Genomic DNA, 22,569 nt, shown 5'->3' with positions numbered 1-22,569 from the left:
AAATGAGCGGTATGAGCGATGTGCGGTTGGCGTTACACAGTCAGGAACTGGAAGCCGGGCAGGAGCGGCGCATGGCGGCGCGTACCAAGGCCCCCACACTCAGTTCATGGGCGTTGTTCTGGCACCGCATGCATACGCGCAAAACCTTGCTGGAGCTGACCCCCGAGCAACTGCGAGACGTGGGCCTGAGTGCCGAGCAGGCGCGCCGGGAAGGCTTGAAGCCCTTCTGGCGCGGCTGATTCAGACCAGTTCTTTCAATCGGTGCCAGAGCATTCCCAGCGCCAGCAGCGGCGAGCGCAAATGCTTGCCGCCCGGGAAAGTGATGTGCGGCACCTTGGCAAACAGATCAAAGCGCCCGCTTTGCTGGCCGCTGATGGCTTCGCCCAACAGCTTGCCTGCCAGGTGGGTGGCATTGAGGCCATGGCCGGCATAGGCCTGGGCGAAATACACATTGGGCTGGTCGGCCAGCCGGCCAATCTGCGGCAGGCGGTTGGCGCCAATGCCGATCATCCCGCCCCACTGGTAGTCGATTTTCACGTTGGCCAGTTGTGGGAACACCTGCAGCATTTTCGGACGCATGTAGGCACCGATGTCCTTCGGATCCCGTCCGGAGTAATGGCAGGCACCGCCGAACAGCAAGCGTCGGTCGGCGGACAGCCGGAAGTAATCCACCGTCACCCGCTGGTCACACACCGCCATGTTTTGCGGCAGCAACTCGGCTGCCTGGGCTTCGCTCAAGGGCTCGGTGGCGATGATGTAGCTGCCGGCGGGCAGCACCTTGCCGCTCAGATGCGGGTTGAGGCCGTTCAAATAAGCATTACAGCCCAGCACCAGGGTCTTGGCGCGCACATTGCCCTGGGCGGTGTGAACGTTGACCTCCGGGCCGTAATCGATCCGCACCGCCTCGGAATGCTCGAACAACTGGACGCCCAACTGCTGTGCAGCGGCTGCCTCGCCGAGGGCCAGGTTCAGCGGGTGCAGGTGGCCGGAGCCCATGTCGATCATGCCGCCAACATAGCGGTTGGAGCCGATCACACTGCGCATCTCGCTGGCTTGCAGCAGGCGCACTTCATGGCGATAGCCAAGGCCTTGCAGCTCTTCGGCGTCGGCGGCCAGGTGTTCCAGGTCGCGGGGTTTGTTGGCCAGGTCGCAGTAGCCCCAGGTCAGGTCGCAGGCGATCTGCGAACGTTCGACCCGCTGGCGCACGATTTCCACGGCTTCCAGGCCCATCAATTTCATCTGGCGCACGCCCTCGGTGCCGATGACGTTGGTGAACTGATCCAGGCCATGACCGACGCCACGAATCAGTTGCCCGCCATTGCGCCCGCTGGCGCCCCAGGCAATCTTGCGGGCTTCCAGCAGGACCACGCTGAAACCCCGTTCAGCCAGTTCCAGAGCGGTGTTGAGCCCCGAAAAGCCGCCGCCGACCACGCACACATCGGCCACGATTTCACCTTTCAGCACCGGATAATCAGGCTGCGGGAAACTGCTGGCGGCGTAGTAGGAATTGGCGTGCCGGGCGCTGGCGGTCATGGGGAGCATCCCTGTTTGGAAAATTTGACGCAGGATACAGCGGTCGGGCGAAGCTGTCTCACCGGGGGCTTTTAGGGCAGAATCCACGCCTATTCGCCGTTCGGTCCCTGTGTCGATGAGTTGCAACAGTCAGAAAGTCAACGCGCTGCGCCGGCAGATTCCCTCGTTCGAGTGTGTCCCGGGTTGCCACGACTGCTGTGGGCCGGTGACCACGTCCCCCGAGGAAATGTCGCGCCTGCCGCGCAAGACCGCTGCCGAGCAGGAAGCGGCGATGGACGAACTCAACTGCGTGCACCTTGGGCCCAATGGCTGCACCGTGTACGACGAGCGCCCGCTGATTTGCCGCTTGTTCGGCACCACGCCGACCTTGCCATGCCCCAACGACCGCCGCCCGGTGGAGTTGATCCACCCACGGGTGGAAAAGCAGATTCATGCGTACATGGCGTCGACGCGTCAGGTATTGGTCTAGCGGATGTCCCCGCTCCCACATTGGCCTGTGGTGCTGTCTTAATCCGGGATCGGCAGGTTCAGGCTCTCTTTCACCTCTTCCATCACGATATAGCTCTTGGACTCCCGTACGTGGGGCAGCTTGAGCAGGATATCGCCGAGCAACTTGCGGTACGACGCCATCTCCGAAATGCGCGCCTTCACCAGGTAGTCGAAATCCCCCGACACCAGGTGGCACTCCAGCACGTGGGGCAGTTTCAGCACGGCGCGTCGGAATTCTTCAAAGGTGTCGCCGGACTTGTAGTCGAGGCTGATCTCGACAAACACCAGCAGGCTACCCTTCAAATGCTGCGGGTTGAGCCGGGCGTTGTAGCCCATGATGATCCCTTCGCGCTCCAGGCGCCGGACCCGCTCGGTGCACGGCGTGGTCGACAGCCCGACCTTTTCCCCCAGTTCAGTAAACGAAATTCGCCCGTCGGCCTGCAGGATGCGCAGGATGTTGCGGTCGATCTTGTCCAGCTCCCGCTTGGTCTGAGTGTTGGTCCGCATAGGGGATGCTCCTCCGTGAAAAGGGTTTTTGCCGAGAATTGTCGCCAAATATAGGCAGTTATATAGTGAAATGCACTGGTGATTGCTTTTTATACTGCCCACATCTTTGTGCTGAACAACAAACGTCAGCGGTCAAGCCGTGATGAGGGAATAAAAATGCGCGTTCTGGTCTTGGGTAGCGGTGTCATTGGCGTGGCCAGTGCCTACTATTTGGCACGAGCTGGTTTTGAAGTGGTCGTGGTCGACCGTCAGCCGGCTGTGGCCATGGAGACCAGTTTCGCCAACGCCGGGCAGATCTCGCCAGGCTACGCCTCGCCATGGGCTGCGCCGGGTGTGCCGCTCAAGGCTATCAAATGGCTGTTGGAGCGCCATGCGCCCCTGGCGATCAAGGCCACCGCCGATATCGACCAGTACTTGTGGATGGCGCAGATGCTGCGCAACTGCACCGCCAGCCGTTATGCGGTGAACAAGGAGCGCATGGTGCGCCTGTCCGAGTATAGCCGCGACTGCATCGACGAACTGCGCGCCGAGACCGGCATTGCCTATGAAGGCCGCACTCTGGGGACTACCCAGCTGTTCCGCACCCAGGCCCAACTGGACGGTGCCGCCAAGGACATCGCGGTATTGAAAGAGTCCGGTGTGCCTTACGAGCTGCTGGACCGCGCCGGCATTGCCCGGGTTGAACCAGCCCTGGCCAGCGTCACCGATATCCTCGCCGGTGCCCTGCGCCTGCCGAACGACCAGACCGGCGACTGTCAGATGTTTACCACCCGTCTTGCCGACATGTGCAAGCAACTGGGTGTCGAATTCCGCTTCGAGCAAGATATCCAGCGCCTGGACTACGCCGGTGACCGGATCAACGGCGTGTGGATCGACGGCAAGCTGGAAACTGCCGACCGCTACGTGCTGGCCCTCGGCAGCTACTCGCCGAAATTGCTCAAGCCGTTGGGAATCAAGGCGCCGGTGTACCCGCTCAAGGGTTACTCGATGACCGTGCCGATCACCAACCCGGCGATGGCCCCGACCTCGACCATTCTCGATGAGACCTACAAGGTCGCGATCACCCGTTTCGACAACCGTATCCGCGTCGGTGGCATGGCCGAGATAGCCGGTTTTGACCTGTCGCTGAACCCGCGTCGGCGGGAAACCCTGGAGATGATCGTCAACGACCTTTATCCTCAGGGCGGTGATTTGAGCCAGGCCAGCTTCTGGACAGGCCTGCGCCCGACCACCCCGGACGGCACGCCGATCGTGGGTGCAACCCCGTTCAAAAACCTGTTCCTGAACACCGGCCACGGCACCCTCGGTTGGACCATGGCCTGTGGCTCTGGTCGTTTGCTGGCCGACCTGATGGCGAAGAAAACCCCGCAAATCAGTGCCGAAGGCCTCGATATTTCCCGTTATGGCAACCACCAGGAGTCTGCAAAACATGTCAATCCAGCGCCAGCTCACCAATGAGCGCATGAGCCAGATCGTTGTTCACAGCGGTACCGTGTATCTGGCAGGGCAGGTCGGCGACGACATGAGTGCCGGGATTGAACAGCAGACCCGCGAAACCCTCGTCCACATCGAGCGTTTGCTGGACCTGGCCGGTACCGACAAGACCAAGCTGCTGTCGGTGACCATCTACCTGAAAGACATTGACGCCGATTTCGCCGGGATGAACGCGGTATGGGACAAGTGGCTGCCAAAAGGCGTCGCGCCGGCCCGTGCCACGGTTGAAGCGAAACTCTGCGAACCGGAAATCCTGGTGGAGCTGTCGGTTGTGGCCGCTCTGCCGTAAGCAAAAAATCCTCTCCCGGTGCCTGCGTTGTCAGCGGGTACCGGTTTTTTCTTCCCACCGCCGCCTAGAAGCCTGCCGCCATGCGTCCTGCCCGTGCCCTGATCGACCTCCAAGCCCTGCGCCATAACTACCAACTGGCCCGTGAAGTCACGGGTGGGGCCAAGGCCCTCGCCGTGATCAAGGCCGATGCCTACGGCCACGGTGCCGTGCGTGTTGCCCAGGCGCTGGAAGCCGAGGCGGACGGGTTTGCCGTGGCCTGCATCGAGGAAGCGCTGGAGCTGCGGGCCGCCGGGATTCGCGGGCCGGTGCTGTTGCTCGAAGGTTTTTTCGAAGCCGACGAGCTGCCGCTGATCATCGAGCATGATTTCTGGTGCGTGGTGCATTCGCTGTGGCAGCTGGACGCGATTGAACAGGCGCAACTCAGCAAGCCGCTGACCGTCTGGCTCAAGCTTGATTCGGGCATGCACCGCGTTGGCTTGCACCCCAAGGATTATCACGACGCTTACCAGCGCCTGCTGGCCAGCGGCAAAGTCGCGAAGATCGTGCTGATGAGCCACTTCGCCCGCGCCGATGAGCTGGACAGCACCAGCAGCGAAGAGCAAGTAGCGGTGTTTGAAGCGGCGCGCCAGGGCTTGTCGGCCCAGGTCAGCCTGCGCAATTCGCCATCGGTGCTGGGCTGGCCGAACGTTTCCAGTGACTGGGTACGCCCGGGCATCATGCTCTACGGCGCCACGCCGTTTGGCGAAGACCAGGCCATCGCCGCACGCTTGCAGCCGGTGATGACCCTCGAATCGAAAGTCATCTGCGTACGTGAACTGCCGGCCGGCGAGCCGGTGGGCTACGGCGCCAGGTTCATCACCCCGAAACCGATGCGCGTTGGCGTGGTTGCCATGGGTTATGCCGACGGCTACCCGCGCCACGCGCCCACCGGCACCCCGGTGCTGGTGGCCGGCCAGCGCAGTCAGTTGCTGGGCCGTGTGTCGATGGACATGCTGTGTATCGACCTGACCGACGTGCCTCAGGCCGGGCTCGGTTCTACCGTCGAGTTGTGGGGCAAAAACATCCTCGCCAGTGACGTTGCCACCGCCGCCGACACCATTCCCTACCAGATCTTCTGCAACCTGCGCCGGGTGCCACGGCTCTATTCCGGCGCTTGAGCGGCACCCACGAATGGCAGATCCCGGGATTTAGGCCAAAGTGTTGTAAATACTGAACGCTGTCGCCATGATAACGCTCAATTACAACAACGCCTGAATCCTAGGAGGCTCCTGCATTGGACGTCGGCGAACGACTGCAATCCATCCGTAAACTGAAAGGTCTTTCCCAGCGTGAGCTAGCCAAGCGCGCGGGCGTCACCAACAGCACCATTTCGATGATCGAAAAAAACAGTGTCAGCCCCTCCATCAGCTCCTTGCGCAAGGTGCTGGGCGGCATTCCCATGTCGATGGTGGAGTTCTTTTCCGAGGAGATCCTCCAGGAAAAACCGACCCAGATCGTCTATAAAGCCAATGAGCTGATCGATATCTCCGACGGCGCCGTCACCATGAAACTGGTGGGTCGCGCGCATCCGAGCCGGGCGATTGCGTTCCTCAACGAGATCTACCCGCCAGGTGCTGATACCGGCGAAGAGATGCTCACCCACGAGGGCGAGGAAACCGGGATCCTGGTGGAAGGTCGCCTGGAACTGGTGGTCGGCCTTGAAACTTTTGTGCTCGAAGCCGGCGATAGCTACTACTTTGAAAGCACCAAGCCGCACCGTTTTCGCAATCCGTTCGAAGTGCCGGCGCGACTAATCAGCGCAGCCACACCCGCGAACTTTTAAGAAAAGAGGCGTCCTGCCTATGTCGCAGAGACGCCCGCAGCAGCATTCTGTCTTGCTGAATCTCCCCTTGGTTAATAGGGTTGTTTCGGCGGGGCGGGCTAACCGTTATACTTTCGCCGCCTGCGAAACCGTGGCCGCAGGCGTGAATAGCCACCATTGAGGGTGAACGCGTGAACCTAATTATGAAAATGCTGGCTGCACCAGCAACCGTACTGGCCCTATGGGCTGTCAGCGCTCAAGCTGCGACCAATGATGAAATTGCCAAGCGCCTGGAGCCTGTAGGCCAGGTGTGCGTCCAGGGGCAAGAGTGCAAGGGGATGGAAGTGGCAGTGGCTGCGGGCGGCGGCGGTGGCGCGAAATCGCCGGATGACGTAATCGCCAAGCACTGCAACGCTTGCCACGGTACCGGCCTGTTGGGCGCACCGAAAATTGGCGACACTGCCGCCTGGAAAGAGCGCGCGGACCATCAGGGTGGCCTCGATGGCCTGCTGGCCAAGGCCATTACCGGTCTGAACGCCATGCCGCCAAAAGGCACCTGCGCCGATTGCTCGGATGCCGAGCTTAAAGGTGCAATCGAGAAGATGTCGGGGCTGAAATAAACCGATCTTCGCCAAAAGAGCCGCTGACCAGCGGCTTTTTTGTGCCCGCGATTTGCCTTTTGAGGCTGTTCTTTGCAGCAAAGACCCGGCAAGCTCGGTCCAACCCCAATTCATGGAATGTTCGGGAGAAGTCGGATGGTGCAGTTGTGTTCAATCGAGCAAGCAGTCGACGACGTACTGGCACGGCTGCCGGCGCATATTCACATGGGCATGCCCCTGGGCCTGGGCAAACCCAACCTGTTCGTCAACGCGCTGTACCGGCGTATCGCCAAGTTGCCGGACCGGGCGCTGACAATCTACACAGCCCTGGCCCTGGGTCGCCCTACCTTGGGCGATGGTTTGCAGAAGCGCTTTCTCGAGCCCTTTATCGAACGGGTCTTCGGTGACTATCCCGAGCTGGACTTCCTCGCCGCACTGCGCAAGGACAGCCTGCCGTCGAACATTCACGTGCAGCAGTTCTTCATGCAGCCCGGCAGTTTGCTTCACAGCCTTTCGGCGCAGCAGGATTACGTCAGCAGCAACTACAGCCACGCCGCCCGTGATATCAATGCCGCCGGCCTGAACCTCGTCGCGCAACTGGTGGCCAGCAGTGCCGAACATCCGGATCGCCTGAGCCTGAGCTGCAACCCCGACATCACCCTCGACCTGTTGCCGATGATCGCCAAGCGCCGCGAGGCCGGTGAAACCATCCTGGTGGTGGGCCAGGTTCACAGTGATTTGCCCTACATGCCCGGCGACGCCGAGCTGGGCATGGATGAGTTCGACTTCCTGATCGACGAGAAGGACAGCACCACGCTGTTCTCCACGCCGAACATGCCGGTGGGTTTCCAGGATCACTTTATCGGTTTGCACGCCAGCACCCTGGTGCGCGACGGCGGCACCTTGCAGATCGGCATCGGCTCCATGGGCGATGCACTGACTGCGGCCTTGCTGGCGCGCCAGGCCGATAACGAGGCGTATCGCCTGTTGCTCACCGACCTGGATGTGTACCAATGGGCACCGCTGATCAGCCACGAAGGCGGCGTCGCGCCGTTTGCCCGTGGCCTGTACGGTTGCAGCGAAATGTTCGTCAACGGCCTGCTGGTGCTGGCCGATGCCGGGATTGTGCGGCGCAAGGTATACCCGGACGTCGCGACCCAGGAGCGGGCCAACGCCGGCACCCTGGACGAAGCGGCACAGACCGACGGCATCTCGGTGCATGGCGGCTTCTTCCTCGGGCCTCGTAGCTTTTACGAGCGTTTGCGGGACTTGCCGCAGAGCAAGCGCCTGGAATTCAACATGACCCGCATCAGCTACATCAACGAGCTGTACGGCCAGGAAGAACTCAAGCGTTTGCAGCGCCTGGATGCGCGCTTCATCAACAGCGCGTTTACCGTGACCCTGTTGGGCGCGGGCGTGGCCGACCAGTTGGAAGACGGCCGCGTGCTCAGCGGTGTTGGCGGGCAATACAACTTTGTCGCCCAGGGCCATGCGCTGGAAGGCGCGCGCTCGATCCTGATCCTGCGCAGCTGGCGCGAATCGGGCGGCGAGGTCAGTTCCAATATCGTCTGGGAATACGGGCACTGCACGATTCCGCGGCACCTGCGAGACATCGTCATCACCGAATACGGCATCGCGGATTTACGCGGGCAGACTGATGCCAGGGTGATCGAGGCGCTGCTGAATATCACCGACTCACGGTTCCAGGAAGACTTGATCGAGCAGGCGCAAAAGGCCGGGAAGTTGCCGAAGGATTTCCAGCTGGATCCGCGGTTTGCCGACAACACGCCGGAGCGTTTGCAGGGGATTCAGGCGCGGCATCCACGGCTGTTCCCGGAGTATCCGCTGGGCAGTGACTTCACGGATGAAGAGCGGGATTTGTTGCGGGCGTTGAACTGGCTCAAGAGCAAATTCAAGCTGACGGAGATTCTGGAGCTGGGCAAGGCGGCGCTGGATGCACCGGAGCCGGAAGCGTTTCCCGAGCATTTGGTACGGATGCGACTGGATAAGCCGGAGGGGTTGAAGGAGGACTTGTATCAGCGCCTGTTGCTAGCGGGCCTACAAGCTACCGCGCACTAGAAAACACAGGAGATCAAATGTGGGAGCGGGCTTGCTCGCGAAAGCGGTGGATCAGTCGACCTATCCGGTGACTGACACACCGCTTTCGCGAGCAAGCCCGCTCCCACATGTTTAACCGTGCCCGCACCGATTACTCGATAAAGGTCACAACCCCACCCGCCAACGACTGCACCCGCGCCAGCGACTCAACCCGGTAACCCTGGGCATCCAGCTCCGCACGGCCGCCCTGGAACGACTTCTCGATCACAATCCCCAAACCTGCAACGGTCGCGCCGGCCTGTTTGATGATCGAGATCAGCGCCTGGGACGCCTTACCGTTGGCCAGGAAGTCATCGATGATCAGCACGCGGTCGCTGCTGGTCAGGTGGCGCGGGGAAATCGCCACGGTGCTTTCGGTTTTCTTGGTGAAGGAATACACCGTCGCCGACAGCAGGTTTTCGGTCAGGGTCAGGGACTGTTGCTTGCGGGCGAAAATCACCGGCACGCCGAGGTTCAGGCCGGTCATGATCGCCGGTGCAATGCCCGAGGCTTCGATGGTGACGATCTTGGTGATCCCCGAATCCTTGAACAACGCAGCGAACTCGTCACCGATCAGTTTCATCAGCGCCGGGTCGATCTGGTGGTTCAGAAAGGCGTCGACCTTGAGTACCTGATCGGAAAGCACGATGCCTTCTTCGCGAATTTTCTTGTGCAGTGCTTCCACGAAAGCTTCCTCTGTTGGCGCAACACGCGCCGAAAGTAGATTAAAAAGTAGTCGATTCTAGCGCTTTAACATCGCGCGTATATCCGCCAGTGCGGTGTTGCCGCGAACGGCTTTGACTTCGGTCGGTGTGTCGTCGTTGCCTTCCCAGGCCAGGTCGTCCGGCGGCAGTTCGTCGAGGAACCGGCTGGGGGCACAATCGATGATCTCGCCGTACTGCTTGCGCTTGGCGGCAAAGGTGAAGGCCAATGTCTGACGCGCGCGGGTAATGCCCACGTAGGCCAGGCGCCGTTCTTCCTCGATGGTGTCGGCTTCGATGCTGGAGCGGTGCGGGAGGATTTCCTCTTCCATGCCCATGATGAACACGTAGGGGAATTCCAGGCCCTTGGACGCATGCAAGGTCATCATCTGCACGCCTTCGGCGCCGTCTTCCTCTTCCTGCTGGCGTTCAAGCATGTCCCGCAGCACAAGCTTGCCGATGGCGTCCTCGACGGTCATCTCGCCTTCTTCGTCCTTTTCGAGGGTGTTTTTCAACGCCTCGATCAGGAACCACACGTTGCCCATGCGGTAATCGGCGGCCTTGTCGCTGGAGCTGTTGGTGCGCAGCCAGTTCTCGTAGTCGATGTCCATGACCATGCTGCGCAGGGCGCTGATCGGGTCTTCGCCGGCGCACTGCTCGCGCACCTTGTCCATGAAGCGCTTGAAGCGCGCCAGGCGGTCGGTGAAACGAGTGTCGAGGTGCTCGCCCAGGCCGATTTCGTCGGTGGCGGCGTACATCGAGATCTTGCGTTCGGTGGCGTAGTTGCCGAGCTTTTCCAGGGTAGTCGAACCGATTTCCCGGCGTGGGACGTTGATCACCCGCAGGAAGGCGTTGTCGTCGTCCGGGTTCACGATCAGCCGGAAGTAGGCCATCAGGTCTTTCACTTCCTGGCGTCCGAAAAAGCTGTTGCCGCCCGACAGGCGATAAGGAATCTGGTGGTGCTGCAGCTTCAGCTCGATCAGCTTGGCCTGGTAGTTGCCGCGGTACAGGATCGCGAAATCGCTGTAGGGCCGGTCGGTGCGCAGGTGCAGCGTGAGCAGTTCGACGGCCACGCGCTCGGCTTCGGCGTCTTCGTTGCGGCAGCGGATCACGCGGATCTCGTCGCCGTGGCCCATCTCGCTCCACAGTTGCTTTTCAAACTCGTGGGGGTTGTTGGAGATCAGCACGTTGGCGCAACGCAGGATGCGGCTGGTGGAGCGGTAGTTCTGCTCCAGCATCACCACTTTCAGGGACGGGTAGTCGTCCTTGAGCAGCATCAGGTTTTCCGGGCGGGCGCCGCGCCAGGCGTAGATCGACTGGTCGTCATCGCCTACCACGGTGAACTGGTTGCGCTTGCCGATCAGCAGCTTCACCAGCAGGTATTGGCTGGCGTTGGTGTCCTGGTATTCGTCCACCAGCAGGTAGCGGACTTTGTTCTGCCACTTTTCGAGGATGTCGGCGTGTTCCTGGAACAGCTTCACCGGCAGCAGGATCAGGTCGTCGAAGTCCACCGCGTTGAACGCCTTCAGCGTGCGCTGGTAGTGGGTGTAGACAATGGCGGCAGTCTGCTCCTTGGGGTTGCGCGCAGCTTCCAGGGCTTCGGCGGGCAGGATCAGGTCGTTTTTCCACGAGCCGATCATGTTCTTGATCTCGTCGACGCCGTCGTCGCCCGCGTATTCCTTCTGCATGATGTCGGTCATCAGCGCCTTGACGTCTGTCTCGTCAAAGATCGAGAAGCCCGGCTTGTAGCCCAACCGCACGTGTTCCTTGCGGATGATGTTCAGCCCCAGGTTGTGGAAGGTACACACGGTGAGGCCACGGCCTTCGCCACCCTTGAGCAGGGTGCCGACGCGCTCTTTCATTTCCCGCGCCGCCTTGTTGGTAAAGGTCATGGCGACGATGTACTGGGCACGGATGCCACAGCTCTGGATCAGGTGCGCGATCTTGCGGGTGATCACGCTGGTCTTGCCGGAACCGGCACCGGCGAGCACCAATAGAGGGCCGCCGACGTAGTTCACGGCTTCTTGCTGCCGGGGATTGAGTCGGGACATACGAAATTCAGGAGGTCATTGATCAAAAGGGCGGGCATTTTAACAGGCTGGCAAGATTCTGCTGCCTCTGAACGACAGTGTGACGTACCACTCGATCTAAATTTGCCGGTTTTGTTACTTTGCCGCAGGATGTGCAGGGTATTTAGGACTATTGTTCGGTCTAGAGCTGCACAGTGCGCATTTGATAACCCATATCATTGGTCATTATCGGGGCGCACGTCATAATGCCCGCCGCCAACGAAATTTTGCAGAGTCTAGGGAGCTAGCTTGTCTACGCCTGTCGAACCCTTGCGTTTGCTGCTACTGGCCGATGAGCCAGCGTGGGCAGCGTTATTGCGCGAGTGCCTGGCGCCGATGGGCGACGGAGCTGTGCTGATCAGCGCGCCAAACTGGGAGTCTGTGAGCAACCTGTTCGACGACGATCACAGCGCGGTGCTGTTGACCACGGCCAACCTTCAGCCCGGCCCCGGTCGCTGCAGCTTGCCAACGGTATTGCTGTTGGAAGAGGAACCCCTGGTTTCACCCCTCGGCGTCAGCGACTGGCTGATCCTGAATGCATTGGATGTCGATACATTGCGCCGTTGCCTGCGGCATGTGCGCGAGCGCGGTGTACTGGAAAACACCCTGCAACGCCTGGCCGAACAGGACCCGCTGACCGGTATCGCCAACCGCCAGGGCTTCCAGACCCTGCTGACCGCCCGCCTGGCGGAAAACGAAGGCCGTGGCGTTGCCCTCGGCCACCTCGACCTGGACAACTTCCGTCACGCCAACGACGCCCTCGGCCACCAGGCCGGCGACCGGCTGATCCTGCAAGTGGTCTCGCGGCTCAAGAGCCAGCTGGAGGCCGGCGATCAACTGGCGCGCCTGGGCAGCGACGAATTTGCCCTGCTGATCGATACCCGCCGTGCGCCCCAGCGCGCCGAATGGATGGCCGAGCGCATCGTCGAAGCCATGGCCGAACCCTATTGGGTCGATGGCGAAAGCCTGCTGATCGGTTGCAGCCTCGGCGTGGCCCATGCCCGCGCCAAGGCTGGCGCCGACCCGTTGATGTGGCACGCCCACATCGCCATGCAGCAAGCCAAAAGCACCCAGGGCTGCACCTTTCATATCTTCAACGAACGCATCAACCGCAATGCCCGCAGCCTCGCCGACCTTGAGAGCGAACTGCGCCGGGCGTTGCGCCGTGACGAACTGGAGCTGCATTACCAGCCCCGCCTGGACCTCGACGATGGGCATATTGTCGGCCTGGAAGCGCTGGTGCGCTGGCGCCACGGTGAGCGCGGCCTGTTGCCGCCGAGCGAGTTCGTGCCGCTGGCCGAGCAGAGCGGCTTGATCGTGCCGCTGGGCTACTGGGTGATTTCCCGGGCCCTGCGCGACATGCAGGACCTGCGCGAACGCGGGATTGCGCCGTTGCACATGGCGGTCAACCTGTCGTTCCGCCAGTTTCAGGACAGCCAACTGCTCAGCACCCTCAGCCGGCTGATTGCCGAGCGCGGCGTGGAAGCCCAGTGGCTGGAATTTGAGCTGACGGAAACCGCCGTGATGCGCCGCAGCGACCTGGTCAAGCAGACCATGGATGCGCTGGGCCGCCTGGGTGTGCGCTTTTCCCTGGATGACTTTGGCACCGGCTTTTCGTCGTTCGTGCACCTCAACAGCCTGCCGATTGCCTTGCTGAAGATCGACAAGAGCTTTGTCGGCGGCATGGAAGAGCGCGAAGAGAATCGCAAGCTGGTGCACGCCATGATCAACCTGGCTCATAACCTGAACCTGGAAGTGGTCGCCGAGGGCGTGGAAACCGCCGAGCAACTGGCGTTGCTGCGGTTGTTCGGCTGCGATCAGGCCCAGGGTTACCTGATCAGCAAGCCGTTGCCGTTGGCGGAACTGGTGGACTACCTGACGTTTGGTGACAGCCAGGAACTGGTGGGCGGCGTGATCTGACCGTGTAAACCCGATCAAAATGTGGGAGCGGGCTTGCTCGCGAATGCGGTATTTCAGCCAACCAATGCATGGCTGACCCACCGCATTCGCGAGCAAGCCCGCTCCCACATTTGACCGAGTACAGTCGTTACTCCGGCTGCGCGGCTTGAAATCCTTGGTGGGTTTCAGGCTCCTGGCGAATCATCCGCTTCATCTTCCGTTCAAACGCCCAGGTCAGGCTGACTGCCGCGCACGCCAGGCCCAGGGCCAGGCCCCACCAAACGCCCGTCGGCCCCCAGCCGAGATTGAACGCCATCAACCATGCGGCCGGTGCGCCGATCAGCCAGTAGCAACCCAGCCCGACCAGGAAGGTGGTCTTGGCATCCTTGAGTCCGCGAATACAGCCCATGGCGATGGTCTGCACGCCGTCGAACAGCTCAAACCATGCGGCCACCGCCAGCAGGCTGACGGCGAGGTTGATCACGTCGCGAAACGCCGGGTCATGCTGGTCGAGGAACAGGCTGATCAGTGGGTGCGAGAACAACCACAGCACCGCTGCAAAGCCCAGCATCACCACTGCGCCAAAGCCTATGCCAACTCGCCCGGCCAGCCGCGCTTCCAGCAACTGCCCGGCACCATAATGCTGGCCGATACGCATGGTGATCGCGTACGACATGCCCGCCGGCACCATGAACGCCACCGACACGATCTGCAGGGCGATCTGGTGCGCAGCCAGCTGCGTGCTGCCCATGGTGCCCATGCACAGCGCGGCGAACGCAAAGAGCCCGACTTCCACCGCATAGGTTCCACCAATCGGCAGGCCCAGGCGCCACAGTTCCCGCAGGTAATGCAGGTTGGGCCGCAGCAGACCCTTGCGCAGCGGATACGCGTCGTAGGCACGGTTGTATTTGATGTACCAGATCAGCGCCAGGGCCATGCAGTTGGCAACGATGGCGGTGACCAGGCCAATGCCCACCAGCCCGAGTTTCGGCAGGCCGAACATGCCTTCGATCAACGCGTGGTTGAGCAGGTAGTTGATCACCGTGCCGCCCAGGCTGATCACCATCACCGGCGTGGCCTTGCCGATAGCACTGGTGAAGCCGCGCAGGGCCATGAACGTCAGGTAGCCGGGCAGGGCGAACGGCAGGATGGTCAGGAACTGGCCGGCGGACGCGACGTTGGTTTCGGTCTGGCCGAACATCAGCAGCACCGGCTTGAGGTTCCACAGCAGCAAACCAGCCACCAGCGCCATCAACCAGGCCAGCCACAGCCCGGCCTGGGTCAGGCGGGTGGCGCCCTCGATGTCGCCGGCGCCCTGGCGGATCGCGACCAGCGTGCCCACGGCAGCGATCACGCCGATGCAGAAAATCGACACGAACGAATAGCTCGCCGCCCCCAGGCCGCCGCCGGCCAGGGCCTCGGGGCTCAGGCGGGCCATCATCAGGGTGTCGGTCAGCACCATCAGCATGTGGGCCAACTGTGAGGCAATCAGCGGCCCTGACAGCCGCAGAATGGCCCAGAGTTCGGTACGTGCCGGATGCTGCATGATCATCACGCTCAAAAAGTCAGGGAAGGGTGGAAGGGTTGATTCTCGGCGCTCACAGCGCATTGCACAAAGGGATAAATCCGATGGTTCGCATGATTAAAACTCATGCCTGAATGATTCTGGTAGGGTTTCGATATTGCGCCGTCGGAGTTTTCGCCATGTCTCGTCGTCTTCCTCCTCTTTACGCCTTGCGCGCGTTTGAAGCTGCGTCCCGCTACAACTCGTTCACCCGCGCGGCGGAAGAGTTGTCGATCACCCAAAGTGCGGTGAGCCGGCACATTCGTACCCTGGAAGAGCATTTCGCCTGCCGCCTGTTCCAGCGCAGCGGCCGCACCTTGCAACTCACCGAGGCAGCGCGCCTGTTGCTGCCGGGCGTGCGTGAAGGCTTTGCGGCCCTGGAGCGCGCCTGCCATACCTTGAATGCCGAGGACGACATCCTGCGCATGAAGGCGCCGTCCACCCTGACCATGCGCTGGCTGCTGGCGCGGCTCAGTCGCTTCCGGCACCTGCAGCCGGGCAATGAAGTGCAACTGACCAGCGCCTGGATGAGCGTCGATGAGGTGGATTTCAACCAGGAACCATTCGATTGCGCGGTGTTGCTGAGCAACGGGCATTTCCCGCCGGACTGGGAAGCCAGCTACCTGTTTCCGGAGTTGCTGATTCCGGTGGGCGCGCCGAACCTGTTGAGCGACGGACCCTGGGACGTTGCGCGCCTGGCCTCTGCCGAACTGCTGCACCCGACGCCGGACCGGCGTGACTGGCGCAACTGGCTGGAGCGCATGGGGCTGTCATCCCAGGTTTCGCTCAAGGGCGGGCAGGTGTTCGACACCTTGGAGTTGGGCATGATCGCCGCCGCCCGAGGGTACGGCGTGTCCATGGGCGACTTGCTGATGGTGGCCGAAGACGTGGCCCAGGGCCGCCTGAGCCTGCCATGGCCCACCGCTGTGGCCAGTGGGGAAAATTACTATCTGGTGTGGCCGAAGACCCGGCCGGGTGGCGAGCGTTTGCGACGGCTGGGTGACTTTCTCCAGGGCGAAGTGCAGGCCATGGAATTGCCCCAGGTCGAGCGCCTCGACTGAGTGGATTGCGCACCGGCCAGCAATCGTTTGCGCGATACCCCTGTGATTCGCTCAAGTATTGAGCCTGCCCGCCGAAGTAGGGTTGTTGGAACTACCGTTCTGCAACGTTTCCCCTATTAGAATTTTGCCGAGCAGCGCTATGAGATCAGGATGATCCTGGCCTCGGCCAGGAGCCTTCATGTCTCAACCTCGCGCCCGGATTGCCTCTCAACTGGGGCTTGCCCTCGCCGTGATACTGGCTGTCGTCATCAGCGGCAGCACGGTATTCGCGTTGCGTTCGCTGGATTCCGCCAACCTCGACACCCGCGAGGAGCACCTGGCCAGCGAGGCCCGCTTGCTGGCCGACCAACTCAATACCTTCCACAGCACCTTGCGCGAAAGTACCCAGCGTTTGAGCGGGCTGTTTGAAAAGCGCTTCAGCGCCGGCTTGAGTACGCGCCCTGAGCAACCGGTGACGGTGGCGGGCGTGCAGACGCCGGGCCTGTACCTGGGCGAGGAAGTGCTCAACAACAACTTCGCTGAAGTCGATGAGTTCAAGCAGATGTCCGGCGGCGTGGCGACCTTGTTCGTACGCAGCGGCGAGGACTTTATCCGCGTCAGCACCTCCCTGACCAAGCAGGATGGCAGCCGCGCCATCGGTACGGCGCTGGATCACCAGCATCCGGCCTATCAACGCTTGCTGGGCGGGCAAGGCTACGTTGGCCGTGCGGTGTTGTTCGATCGCTCCTACATGACCCAGTACAGCCCGGTGCGGGACGCCAGCGGCAAAGTGATTGCGGTGCTGTTTGTCGGCTTCGACTACACCGATGCGCAGAACGCCCAGTTCGACAACCTCAAGCGTTTCCGCATCGGCCAGACCGGTTCCCTGGCGCTGCTGGACGAACAGAAGCACTGGCTGGTACCGCCCGCTGGCGTGCAGGCGCTGGATCAGTCGATTCCGGTGATGCTCGACCTGGCCGCCAAACCTGGAAAAGGCCGTTTCTGGAGCGACAAGAACGAAGATTTCTACAGCGTTGCCGTGCCGTTTGAAGGCGGCCCGTGGTCGGTGGTGGCGAGCATGCCGAAAGCCGAAATTCGCGCGGTGACCTGGTCGGTGGGGATTCGCCTGGCGATCGGCAGCTTGCTCGCGATGCTGCTGGCGGTGGGCGCGGCGGTCTGGCTGCTGCGCAGCAAGTTGCAGCCGTTGGGCGACCTGGTGCGTCAGGCCGAAGCCCTGGGCGCCGGTGATTTGAGCGCACGGCTGAACGTTTCCAGCCATGATGAAATCGGCCAACTAGCCCGCAGTTTCAACCAGATGGGCGAAGCGCTGTCGACCATGGTGTCGCATATCCGCAAGGCGGCTGAAGACGTGAACAGCCGCGCCCAGGCACTGTCGGGGTTGTCCGGCGGTGCGTACGAAGGCATGGAGCAACAGTCCGGCGAGATCACCAGCATGGCCGGCGCGGTGGAAGAGTTCAGCGCCACCTCGCTGAATATTGCCGACAACATGGGCAACACCGAGCGCCTGGCCCAGGACAACGCCCAGCAAACCAGGATCGGCCGCACCTCGATGCAAGAAGCGTCGTCGTCCCTGGAACACATCGCCACCGCGCTGAACAGCACCGCCACGGTGATCAACACCCTGGGCCAGCGCTCCCAGGAGATCGGCGGGATTGTTGGCGTAATCACCGCGATTGCCGAACAGACCAACCTGCTGGCGCTCAACGCAGCCATCGAAGCGGCGCGGGCCGGTGAGCAGGGGCGCGGGTTTGCGGTGGTGGCCGATGAAGTGCGCAACCTCGCATCGCGCACTCGTCAGGCCACGGATGAGATTTCAGGGATGATCCAGAGTATCCAGCAGGAAACCGGCAACGCCATCAGCACCATGGAACAAGGCAACGTGCTGATGCAGGAAGGCCTGGCTCGCAACGCTGACGTCGCCTCTGCGCTGGCGCGGATCGACGAGCAAAGCCGCTCGGCGGGCCAGCAGTTTGCGGCCATTACCACGGCGACCCAGGAGCAGAGCAGCACGGCCACCCTGCTGAGCAGCAACTTGCAGAGAATCGCCCTGGCCAACAGCGAGCAGCGTGAAGTGGTGTCCAACCTTGCGATCACCGCCAAGGAACTGGAGACCCTGGCGGCGGGCTTGCGGCATGAGGTTGACCGGTTTCGTTGATTGACTGTTCGGGCCTCATCGCGGGCAAGCCCGCTCCCACAGTTGACCGTGTTGTTCTGGAGTACGCGGTCCACTGTGGGAGCCGGGCTTGCCCGCGATGACGGCCTACCCGACGCGTCAAACGTCGGATCGGTCGCCCAGCCCCGGGTCCACACGCTTGCCAATGTCCTTGAGTCGCGCCAGTTGATCAACCATCCCTGGCGCTTCATCCAGGCTGCTGACAAAGGTCCACAGGTAAGTCATCACCGCATACACATGGCCGGCCTTGACCGCCGGCGACAGCGCCAACTGGCTGATGGCGACCACAAACAACAGCGCCGCCAGCGTGCCGATAAACAGGAACGCTGCGGCCTCGCGGTCCGACAGCCAGATGCGCAGGCGTGACAGCACCTGGTAGTGGCGCTGCAAGGTCTGTGCGCCGACCTTTTCCACCAGGCCGATTTCCTTTTCCAGGCGGTCATTCAAGCGCTCATGCAGTTCCTGATTGCGCCGGGCGAAACGTGGCAACAAGGTTGTGCACAGCACCAGCGCGGTCAGGCACGCCAGGCCTATCCACGGCTCGATCACCAACAGCATCACTGCCGCACCGACGATGGAAACCAGCGCCGTCGCGATGATCGGCACGTGTTTTTCGAAGAAGTCGACAAAGTCCCGCGCCAGCACCACCCGCGCCGCCGCTCGTGAAGTGCTGTGGTTTTGCAGACGCTGGTTGAGAATCACCGGCACCGCAAGGTCCGCGTAGATACGGGTGAAGGTGCGCGTATCCAGCGCCCGTCGCGCCGCCCCGACCACCCAGAACGCCAGCACCACGGCGGCGTAGAACAGCGCGCTGCCGGCATCGCCGCGGATGATCGAGTCCACCGCGAACCCCGCAAACAGTGGGTAGGCCAGCAGCAATGCGTTCTCCAGGGCCACCAGCGACAAGGTGCAGAACAACTTGCCGGGATAGGCCTTGGCGATCGCCTTGAGGGTTTGGCTGGCGGATTGTTGCCCGATCTTTTTGCTTTCTTCGATCAGGATCTGGGGTGTTACGGATGACATGGGGTGCACCGAGAGTGAGATAAACGCTATTATTGAGCGACTGCTCAAGTATCCTTGAGCGACCGCTCAAAAAGCAAGCGCCGTCGATCTGCCGGTGCCTGAAGGAAAAGCCTCATGTCGCGTATCGACCGTAAAGACCAGATCATCGCCGCCGCCCTGGAGCTGTTTCGCAGCAAAGGGTTTGCCGATGTTTCCACCCGCGACCTGGCGGAGCATGCCGGGCTGTCCCGCAGCCACGTCTATCACTACTTCAGCGACTGGAAAGAACTGCGCCGCGAAGCGTTCGTGCGGTTCGCCAACGAGCAACTGGACGAGGTGAGGGCGCCGCTGGTGGATCTGCCGCCATTGGAAGCCCTCGAAGGTTTCCTGCGTGACTGCCTGCCCTCCACGGCAGACGCCGGTTGGGCGCTGTGGCTGGATGCCTGGGACGAAGCCATGCATGACGAGCCATTGGCCCAGGCCTACCTGGTGATCAACGCCCAATGGCAAGCCATGCTCGCCGAGATCATCGAGCAAGGTGTGGCGGCCAAAGTGTTCCGCTGTGAGTCGCCCAAGCGCGCTGCGCGACAACTCTTTGCCGTAGCGATGGGCTATGCCGATGACTTGTTGCTCAAACCCTCCGTTGAGTCAGCTGAAGCGGTGATGGATGAGGTGATGGAAGTGGCGGGGCTGCTCCTGGCGTTGCCTAGGACGCGCTAGCAGGGCGGTACTGCAAGGCCTCCGCCAGATGATGGCGGGCGATGGCTTCCACCTGTTCCAGGTCGGCCAGGGTGCGGGCGACCTTGAGCAGGCGATGGGCCGCCCGCAACGACAGCGTCAGCCGTTCGCAGGCGCTTTCCAGCCAGCCTTCATCAGCCTTTTTCAGTTTGCAGTGCTGGCGTAGCCCCGGCAGGTCGAGAAACGCATTGGCGCAGCCCTGGCGCCGTTGTTGGCGGTCCCGGGCATCGGCGACGAGGACGGAGGCGCTGGCGGTGTCATCACCGGACTGTATGCCCGGGTTCAGCGCGGTGCTTTCCCGGGCGACGGTCACGTGCAGGTCGATCCGGTCCAGCAGCGGCCCCGAGAGTTTGTTGCGATAGCGCTGAATCTGCTCCGGCGTGCAGCGACAGCGCCCACTGGGCTCGCCCACATAGCCGCAAGGGCAGGGGTTCATTGCCGCCACCAACTGAAAGCGCGCCGGGAAACGCACCCGGTCGCGAGCGCGGGAAATCACGATATGCCCGGACTCCAGCGGCTCACGCAGCACCTCCAGGACTTTGCGATCAAACTCCGGTAACTCGTCGAGAAACAACACACCGTGATGGGCCAGGGTGATTTCCCCCGGCTGCGGTTTCGAGCCACCGCCCACCAGCGCCGGGCCGGATGCCGAATGATGCGGCTGGCGAAATGGCCGGTGTGGCCAATGGCTCAGCGGCGCCAGGCTGACCACCGATTGAATCGCCGCCACCTCCAGCGCTTCCTGTTCACTCAAGGGCGGCAACAACCCCCGGCAGACGGCTGGCGAGCAAGGTCTTGCCGGTGCCCGGCGGCCCGCTGAGCAGCAGGTTGTGGGCGCCCGCCGCAGCGATCAACAGCGCACGCTTGGCCGCCAGTTGGCCCTGCACTTCACTCAGGTCCGGGTAGGGTTTGTTCAAGTACATCAGGCCGCTGGAGACGAAGGGCTCGATCGGCACGTGACCGTTCAGGTGCGCCACCACCTGCAGCAGATGATCCACGGCAATCACCTTCAACCCCGAAGCCAGGCAGGCTTCCTCGGCATTGGCCCGTGGCACGATCAAGGTGCGCCCGACCTTGCGCGCCGCCAGGGCTGCCGGCAATACACCTTTCACCGGCCGCACCTCGCCGGACAGCGCCAACTCGCCCAGGCATTCCACGTTATCGAGGGTCAGCGCCGGTACCTGCACGCTGGCGGCGAGAATCCCCAGGGCAATCGCCAAATCAAAACGCCCGCCGTCCTTGGGGAGGTCGGCGGGTGCGAGATTGAGGGTGATGCGACGGGACGGGTATTGCAGCGCAGAGTTGAGGATCGCACTGCGCACGCGGTCTTTGCTTTCCTTGACGGCGGTTTCCGGCAGGCCCACCAGCGTCAGCGACGGCAAGCCGTTGGCCATGTGCACCTCGACAGTGACGGCGGGCGCTTCGACGCCTATCTGGGCGCGGCTGTGGACGATGGCGAGGGACATGCTGGTTCCTTGAAATGAGTGGCCGCTTCCTGCGGTTTTTCAAGGGTAGTTGAGTGATGGCGACGCGCGGCGGCGAGGTTTTACAGAACGTATCGCGCTAGCGGTCCGACGGCGGCACACACAGAAACTCTTTCGCCAGCGTCAACCACGCCTGCGCCGCAAACGACAATTTGCACTGCCGACGCCACGCCAGCATCAGTCGCCAGTTCAGCGCCGGCGACTGTATTTCCGCGATGCTGAACTGGCTCGCATCAAGGGTTTCGCAGAATGCCCGGGGTAGCAGGGTGATGCCCACGCCCAGTCGTACCAGGGAGGCGATAAAGTCCCATTGGCTGCTGCGGCCACTGATCCGCGGCTCAAAACCGGCTTGCGCACAGGCATCAAGTACGAATTGGTTCAGGGTGAAGGTGTCATCGTAAAAGATGAATTCGCAGGCTTGCAGTTCGCTCAACTCCACCGAGCTGCGGCCTTGCCAGGGCGAGTCATGGGGCGCGAGCAGGCACAGTGGCGATTCGAACAGGGGCATGGATTCGAATTCGGACCAGATGTCCGCCACGCGCGGCGAGTCCAGGATGGTGCCGAACTCCAGCGTGCCCTGGCGCAGATCCTGGATGGTGATATTGCCGCCGCTTTCGAACAGTTTCAGTTCGATCTTCGGGTAACGGGCGTGATACTCCGCAAAAATCGGCGCCAGTGCGAGGTGGGTGGAGGGCGAAAGCCCCATGCGCAGGGCGCCGCGCCCGACATGCTGCAAGTCTTGCAGCTCTACCGTCATTTCATCGTGCAGCGCGATCATTTCCTTGGCGCGCTTGAGCACAATTTCCCCGGCGTCCGTCAGGGTGAAGCGTTTTCCCATGCGGTCGAGCAGCTTCAGGCCCAGGCTCGACTCCAATTGCTGCACCATCTTGCTGACTGTTGGCTGGGTCAGGTGCAGCTTCACAGCGGCTTTGGTAAAGCTCTGCTGGTCGACGACTTCTACGAAATAACGGAGCGCCCGGATGTCCATCTTGCATTCCAATTTTGCATGGTTTTCATAATATTAATTCATTATATCTTTAAAAAATGGCTGGATAAGATTTGTTACATC

19 protein-coding genes and 1 pseudogene are annotated in these 22,569 nt (G+C 61.9%); 12 read left to right on the top strand and 8 right to left on the bottom strand.

The annotated features are described in order from the left end of the window. The first annotated feature begins 2 nt into the window (after positions 1–2). A complete protein-coding gene (locus QF039_RS28575) occupies positions 3–239 on the top strand; it encodes a DUF1127 domain-containing protein (protein WP_023659297.1) in 237 nt (78 codons plus the stop codon). Position 240: 1 nt separating this feature from the next. On the opposite strand, the gene QF039_RS28570 is transcribed toward QF039_RS28575, so the two are convergent. Further along, positions 241–1,533: an FAD-binding oxidoreductase gene (locus QF039_RS28570; protein WP_307521878.1), complete on the bottom strand. Its 1,293-nt coding sequence runs from the start codon at positions 1,531–1,533 to the stop codon at positions 241–243. A 115-nt stretch (positions 1,534–1,648) separates the two neighbouring features. Between QF039_RS28570 and QF039_RS28565 the strand changes: the two genes are divergently transcribed. Further along, entirely contained in the window at positions 1,649–2,002 is a 354-nt protein-coding gene (locus QF039_RS28565) for a YkgJ family cysteine cluster protein (protein ID WP_003208747.1), read from the top strand. Positions 2,003–2,040: 38 nt separating this feature from the next. Here QF039_RS28565 and QF039_RS28560 read toward each other — a convergent pair whose 3' ends face one another. Then, the gene (locus QF039_RS28560) at positions 2,041–2,529 is read right to left on the bottom strand and encodes an Lrp/AsnC ligand binding domain-containing protein (protein WP_003206849.1); all 489 of its coding nucleotides are present in this window, start codon (positions 2,527–2,529) and stop codon (positions 2,041–2,043) included. A gap of 156 nt (positions 2,530–2,685) precedes the next feature. Here QF039_RS28560 and dadA point away from each other — a divergent pair, with 156 nt between their 5' ends. The 6 genes from dadA (at position 2,686) to QF039_RS28530 (ending at position 8,791) form a co-directional block, all read left to right on the top strand. Continuing rightward, positions 2,686–3,987 (top strand): D-amino acid dehydrogenase, encoded by a 1,302-nt coding sequence (gene dadA / locus QF039_RS28555; RefSeq protein ID WP_003208750.1) that lies wholly within the window; start codon positions 2,686–2,688, stop codon positions 3,985–3,987. Continuing rightward, a complete protein-coding gene (locus QF039_RS28550) occupies positions 3,959–4,312 on the top strand; it encodes a RidA family protein (protein ID WP_307521876.1) in 354 nt (117 codons plus the stop codon). Before dadA ends, QF039_RS28550 begins: the two co-directional genes overlap by 29 nt. An 80-nt stretch (positions 4,313–4,392) precedes the next feature. Further along, positions 4,393–5,469: an alanine racemase gene (gene alr / locus QF039_RS28545; RefSeq protein WP_307521875.1), complete on the top strand. Its 1,077-nt coding sequence runs from the start codon at positions 4,393–4,395 to the stop codon at positions 5,467–5,469. 116 nt (positions 5,470–5,585) lie between these two features. Further along, positions 5,586–6,134 carry a cupin domain-containing protein gene (locus tag QF039_RS28540; RefSeq protein WP_003208755.1) on the top strand — a complete coding sequence of 183 codons (549 nt, stop codon included), beginning with the start codon at positions 5,586–5,588 and terminating at the stop codon, positions 6,132–6,134. Positions 6,135–6,316: 182 nt separating this feature from the next. Further along, positions 6,317–6,733, top strand: a complete 417-nt coding sequence (locus tag QF039_RS28535) for a cytochrome c5 family protein (protein ID WP_307523045.1) — start codon at positions 6,317–6,319, stop codon at positions 6,731–6,733. A gap of 135 nt (positions 6,734–6,868) precedes the next feature. Continuing rightward, on the top strand, positions 6,869–8,791 hold the full coding sequence (locus QF039_RS28530; RefSeq protein WP_003208758.1) for an acetyl-CoA hydrolase/transferase C-terminal domain-containing protein: 1,923 nt from the start codon (positions 6,869–6,871) through the stop codon (positions 8,789–8,791). A 130-nt stretch (positions 8,792–8,921) separates the two neighbouring features. Here QF039_RS28530 and QF039_RS28525 read toward each other — a convergent pair whose 3' ends face one another. Next, positions 8,922–9,494 (bottom strand): xanthine phosphoribosyltransferase, encoded by a 573-nt coding sequence (locus QF039_RS28525; protein WP_008439415.1) that lies wholly within the window; start codon positions 9,492–9,494, stop codon positions 8,922–8,924. A 57-nt stretch (positions 9,495–9,551) separates the two neighbouring features. Beyond that, positions 9,552–11,561 (bottom strand): DNA helicase Rep, encoded by a 2,010-nt coding sequence (gene rep, locus QF039_RS28520; protein ID WP_008439414.1) that lies wholly within the window; start codon positions 11,559–11,561, stop codon positions 9,552–9,554. Between the two features lie 267 nt (positions 11,562–11,828). Between rep and QF039_RS28515 the strand changes: the two genes are divergently transcribed. Further along, positions 11,829–13,499, top strand: coding sequence for a bifunctional diguanylate cyclase/phosphodiesterase (locus QF039_RS28515; RefSeq protein WP_008439412.1), 1,671 nt, complete (start codon positions 11,829–11,831; stop codon positions 13,497–13,499). Positions 13,500–13,626: 127 nt separating this feature from the next. Here the strand turns inward: QF039_RS28515 and QF039_RS28510 are convergent, their stop codons facing one another. After that, positions 13,627–15,030, bottom strand: coding sequence for a NorM family multidrug efflux MATE transporter (locus tag QF039_RS28510; protein ID WP_102370156.1), 1,404 nt, complete (start codon positions 15,028–15,030; stop codon positions 13,627–13,629). A 152-nt stretch (positions 15,031–15,182) separates the two neighbouring features. On the opposite strand from QF039_RS28510, the gene QF039_RS28505 reads away from it, so the two are divergent. Then, positions 15,183–16,103: a LysR substrate-binding domain-containing protein gene (locus QF039_RS28505; RefSeq protein WP_003208769.1), complete on the top strand. Its 921-nt coding sequence runs from the start codon at positions 15,183–15,185 to the stop codon at positions 16,101–16,103. 178 nt (positions 16,104–16,281) lie between these two features. Further along, positions 16,282–18,258, top strand: a complete 1,977-nt coding sequence (locus QF039_RS28500; RefSeq protein ID WP_307521866.1) for a methyl-accepting chemotaxis protein — start codon at positions 16,282–16,284, stop codon at positions 18,256–18,258. Between the two features lie 117 nt (positions 18,259–18,375). Here the strand turns inward: QF039_RS28500 and QF039_RS28495 are convergent, their stop codons facing one another. After that, on the bottom strand, positions 18,376–19,299 hold the full coding sequence (locus QF039_RS28495; protein ID WP_008439408.1) for an ABC transporter six-transmembrane domain-containing protein: 924 nt from the start codon (positions 19,297–19,299) through the stop codon (positions 18,376–18,378). 114 nt (positions 19,300–19,413) lie between these two features. On the opposite strand from QF039_RS28495, the gene QF039_RS28490 reads away from it, so the two are divergent. Beyond that, entirely contained in the window at positions 19,414–19,998 is a 585-nt protein-coding gene (locus tag QF039_RS28490; protein ID WP_003208775.1) for a TetR/AcrR family transcriptional regulator, read from the top strand. Here the strand turns inward: QF039_RS28490 and QF039_RS28485 are convergent. Continuing rightward, a pseudogene (locus tag QF039_RS28485) lies at positions 19,985–21,482 on the bottom strand (YifB family Mg chelatase-like AAA ATPase). The gene QF039_RS28490 and the pseudogene QF039_RS28485 sit on opposite strands and share 14 nt — an antisense overlap. A 97-nt stretch (positions 21,483–21,579) precedes the next feature. Continuing rightward, entirely contained in the window at positions 21,580–22,488 is a 909-nt protein-coding gene (locus QF039_RS28480) for a LysR family transcriptional regulator (protein ID WP_003208779.1), read from the bottom strand. Between the last annotated feature and the right edge of the window lie 81 nt (positions 22,489–22,569).

It is taken from the genome of Pseudomonas sp. W2I6 (genome assembly GCF_030815935.1).
Lineage (GTDB): Bacteria > Pseudomonadota > Gammaproteobacteria > Pseudomonadales > Pseudomonadaceae > Aquipseudomonas.
This window is presented reverse-complemented; position numbering and strand designations above follow the sequence as displayed.

Coding starts and splice junctions, on each gene's coding strand:
- QF039_RS28505 (WP_003208769.1), top strand. CDS start 15,183: ATGTCTCGTCGTCTTCCTCCTCTTTACGCCTTGCGCGCGTTTGAAGCT.
- QF039_RS28490 (WP_003208775.1), top strand. CDS start 19,414: ATGTCGCGTATCGACCGTAAAGACCAGATCATCGCCGCCGCCCTGGAG.
- QF039_RS28565 (WP_003208747.1), top strand. CDS start 1,649: ATGAGTTGCAACAGTCAGAAAGTCAACGCGCTGCGCCGGCAGATTCCC.
- QF039_RS28560 (WP_003206849.1), bottom strand. CDS start 2,529: ATGCGGACCAACACTCAGACCAAGCGGGAGCTGGACAAGATCGACCGC.
- alr (WP_307521875.1), top strand. CDS start 4,393: ATGCGTCCTGCCCGTGCCCTGATCGACCTCCAAGCCCTGCGCCATAAC.
- QF039_RS28510 (WP_102370156.1), bottom strand. CDS start 15,030: ATGATCATGCAGCATCCGGCACGTACCGAACTCTGGGCCATTCTGCGG.
- QF039_RS28550 (WP_307521876.1), top strand. CDS start 3,959: ATGTCAATCCAGCGCCAGCTCACCAATGAGCGCATGAGCCAGATCGTT.
- rep (WP_008439414.1), bottom strand. CDS start 11,561: ATGTCCCGACTCAATCCCCGGCAGCAAGAAGCCGTGAACTACGTCGGC.
- QF039_RS28570 (WP_307521878.1), bottom strand. CDS start 1,533: ATGACCGCCAGCGCCCGGCACGCCAATTCCTACTACGCCGCCAGCAGT.
- QF039_RS28535 (WP_307523045.1), top strand. CDS start 6,317: ATGAAAATGCTGGCTGCACCAGCAACCGTACTGGCCCTATGGGCTGTC.
- QF039_RS28480 (WP_003208779.1), bottom strand. CDS start 22,488: ATGGACATCCGGGCGCTCCGTTATTTCGTAGAAGTCGTCGACCAGCAG.
- dadA (WP_003208750.1), top strand. CDS start 2,686: ATGCGCGTTCTGGTCTTGGGTAGCGGTGTCATTGGCGTGGCCAGTGCC.
- QF039_RS28575 (WP_023659297.1), top strand. CDS start 3: ATGAGCGGTATGAGCGATGTGCGGTTGGCGTTACACAGTCAGGAACTG.
- QF039_RS28530 (WP_003208758.1), top strand. CDS start 6,869: ATGGTGCAGTTGTGTTCAATCGAGCAAGCAGTCGACGACGTACTGGCA.
- QF039_RS28500 (WP_307521866.1), top strand. CDS start 16,282: ATGTCTCAACCTCGCGCCCGGATTGCCTCTCAACTGGGGCTTGCCCTC.
- QF039_RS28495 (WP_008439408.1), bottom strand. CDS start 19,299: ATGTCATCCGTAACACCCCAGATCCTGATCGAAGAAAGCAAAAAGATC.